This window comes from Roseomonas sp. TAS13 (assembly GCF_001950415.1).
In the GTDB taxonomy this organism is placed as follows: domain Bacteria; phylum Pseudomonadota; class Alphaproteobacteria; order Acetobacterales; family Acetobacteraceae; genus Roseomonas; species Roseomonas mucosa.
Map to the genome: position 1 here is coordinate 1 of NZ_BDLP01000524.1, position 2,358 is coordinate 2,358.

The 2,358-nt window shown below is 71.1% G+C and carries 5 protein-coding genes; all 5 read left to right on the top strand.

The genetic code is table 11. The features are described from left to right. Nucleotides 1-148 precede the first annotated feature (148 nt). Nucleotides 149-589 carry a UvrD-helicase domain-containing protein gene (locus tag ROTAS13_RS28670; RefSeq protein ID WP_371329300.1) on the top strand — a complete coding sequence of 147 codons (441 nt, stop codon included), beginning with the start codon at nucleotides 149-151 and terminating at the stop codon, nucleotides 587-589. Between the two features lie 178 nt (nucleotides 590-767). Then, nucleotides 768-938 (top strand): hypothetical protein, encoded by a 171-nt coding sequence (locus ROTAS13_RS27500; RefSeq protein WP_171979220.1) that lies wholly within the window; start codon nucleotides 768-770, stop codon nucleotides 936-938. Between the two features lie 152 nt (nucleotides 939-1,090). After that, nucleotides 1,091-1,294, top strand: a complete 204-nt coding sequence (locus ROTAS13_RS23085) for a hypothetical protein (protein ID WP_075823547.1) — start codon at nucleotides 1,091-1,093, stop codon at nucleotides 1,292-1,294. A 132-nt stretch (nucleotides 1,295-1,426) separates the two neighbouring features. Next, nucleotides 1,427-1,681 carry a hypothetical protein gene (locus ROTAS13_RS23090; protein ID WP_075823548.1) on the top strand — a complete coding sequence of 85 codons (255 nt, stop codon included), beginning with the start codon at nucleotides 1,427-1,429 and terminating at the stop codon, nucleotides 1,679-1,681. Nucleotides 1,682-1,684: 3 nt separating this feature from the next. Beyond that, nucleotides 1,685-2,358, top strand: a 674-nt coding sequence (locus ROTAS13_RS23095) for an XF1762 family protein (RefSeq protein WP_075823549.1), incomplete at its 3' end; no start/stop codon positions are given.

Consider the following 2,358-nt stretch of genomic DNA (forward strand, 5'->3'; position numbering starts at 1 on the left):
TCGCCTTACGGTGGAGCTGTGCGTAGATGTGATCAAGAGACAGACGAGCGGGGCCGCTGGCTGCTGGACGACGCCTTCACCCTGCTCACCCTCGATCACGACGACGGCCCCGAGGCCGCGCTCGTGGTCTGCCATGGATGGAACTGCGATGTCAGCGACCTCTGAGACGATGGAACGCGCGCGCCTGACAGCCGGTCTCACCGCGTCGCAGCGCGAAGTGGCGGCCCTGCACGACCCCGTGCTGGTGCTGGCGGGAGCCGGGACCGGCAAGACGAAGACGCTGACGGCCGGCGTGGCGCTGCGGATCGCCGAGCGCGGCATCCCGGCCGGGCGCATCCTGGTGGTGACCTTCACCAACAAGGCCGCGAACGAGAACTTCGCGTCCGAAGCCCGCGACATGGCACGGTCGCTGCTGCTGGCCTGGCACGAGGCGGCGGCGGCACGCATCGTGGAACAGCTGCGCGAGATCCGCTGGAGCCTGCGGACCCTGGAGCGGGGACGCATCGAGATCTCGATCGTGGAGGACCAGAACGGAAGCACCATCAGGATCGTCGATGCCGAGGGACACGAAGTGAACGCCATCTTGTAGGGAAGCGGAAGAAGGAGAAGGGGCAGGGGAGAAGGCCCTGCCACCCTCGGCCAGGACGCGGCAAGGGTCCGTCGGCTGTCGCCTCCCGCCGCTGCGCGGCGCCCTGGCCTCGCCCCGGCCGGGGCGGCCGGCGGGCTGGGTCTTCGGAAAAGAAGACGCAGCAGAAGGAATGGGATCCATGGATCTCGCGAAGCGCGTCGCCCGGCGCCAGGGCCGCCGGCAGGATATCGAGGCCGTGATCGGCCTGGTCCTCATCGTCCTGATCCTTTTCGGCGGCGCCATGCTGCCGGGCCTTCTCACGCAGCACGCCTCGACCGTGGCGGTCCCGGCTCAGGAGGTCCGCCGGTGATCTGGCGGCGTGGTTCGCCGACTGGCGGCAGCGGGTTCGTACCCTGCTGACACAACTCCGGCTGCGCGATGCCGGCGCATCCCGCCCGCGGAGCTGACGCGCCCGCCGCGTCCTTCCGGCTGCCCCACTTTCCGACCCACAGGAGTTGAGCCATGCCGACACCGGCACAGCTGCCGCACTTCGTCGTTCTGCGGCCCTACCTCGGCCACGCCTCGCGGGACGGTTCCTACGCCCACATCGAGGCCATGGTCATGTACGCGAAGGACGGGGACACCCCGTCACGGTACGGCGACCTGCGGCCCCTGCTGCGCTGGGACGATGCCCCGCGTCCGATCCTGCACGAGGGGCTGCGCTGATCGTGCCAGATCGACGACCGCGGCCCGGACGCCTACGGCATCCATTACGGCTACACCTCCGAGCACGCCGACATCTTCACCGCGGCGGACCTTGCCCGCTACGGCAGGTCGATCCCGGCCCTGCGCCGGGCCATGGACCGTTTTGCGGAGCGCGAGGGAGGTACCACGGACGTCGCCCACCTGCTGGTACGGCTGGCCCGTGTCCTGAAGGTGCGTGGCATCGTGCTGCTCGAACCCGGGCTCGGCGAGACCTTCTTCGCGGGGGACCATCGCATCCGGCGGCTGGAGGCGGCGCCCACCTACGGCCCCATGATCGCCGGGATCGGTGACGTGGCGACCGAACTGCACCGTCACTGCGCCGCGCGATGCGGCCGTGCGGCGGCCTGAGCCATGGAACCGTTCGAGCCCGGCCGCTGCCGGTACTGCGGGGAGCCGGCGGTACTGGAGATCGCGGAGGCGTGGTCGGACCACGCCTTCCTGCTCGATACCTGTTGCCTCGCTGCCCACGAGGAGGCCTGCGCCGGCATGGCCGACGATCCGGCCTGGGCGCGCGACCTGCTGCGGCAACTCGGTGCCGAGGAGCTGCTCGGCCACCGCCTGCGGCGCGTCGCCGACACCGGCTGCGGCCAGTTGCTGCTCGACTGGAAGCTGGCGATCCGGCCGGTGAGCTTCGCGGCCGCGGCGGGCTTCGTGCGCCGCCACCACGCCCACAACGCGGCCCCGACCGCCTGGCGATATGGGGCCGCCATCGCGAATGGCCCGACGTGGCTGGGCGTGGTGATGGTGGGGAATCCCGTTGCGAGGGGGCTGATGGGACGGGGCATCGTCAAGGTGAACCGGCTGTGTCTGCGCCGCGACGTGCCGCGCGCCCTGGCCTGGAATGCCTGCTCGCAGCTCTACGGCTGGGCCGCCCGCGAAGCCGCCGCGCGGGGATTCGCCCGCATCGTCACCTACACGCGTGCCGACGAGGACGGCGGCAGCCTGACTGCCGCGGGCTGGAAGCTCGAGACCCGCATCCGTGGTCGCTCGTGGAACACCGGGACCCGCGTCCGCGCCGACCGGGG

Bases quoted from the DNA above. Each gene is read 5' to 3' on its own strand.
- ROTAS13_RS27500 (WP_171979220.1), top strand. From the start codon at position 768: ATGGATCTCGCGAAGCGCGTCGCCCGGCGCCAGGGCCGCCGGCAGGAT.
- ROTAS13_RS23085 (WP_075823547.1), top strand. From the start codon at position 1,091: ATGCCGACACCGGCACAGCTGCCGCACTTCGTCGTTCTGCGGCCCTAC.
- ROTAS13_RS28670 (WP_371329300.1), top strand. From the start codon at position 149: ATGTCAGCGACCTCTGAGACGATGGAACGCGCGCGCCTGACAGCCGGT.
- ROTAS13_RS23090 (WP_075823548.1), top strand. From the start codon at position 1,427: ATGGACCGTTTTGCGGAGCGCGAGGGAGGTACCACGGACGTCGCCCAC.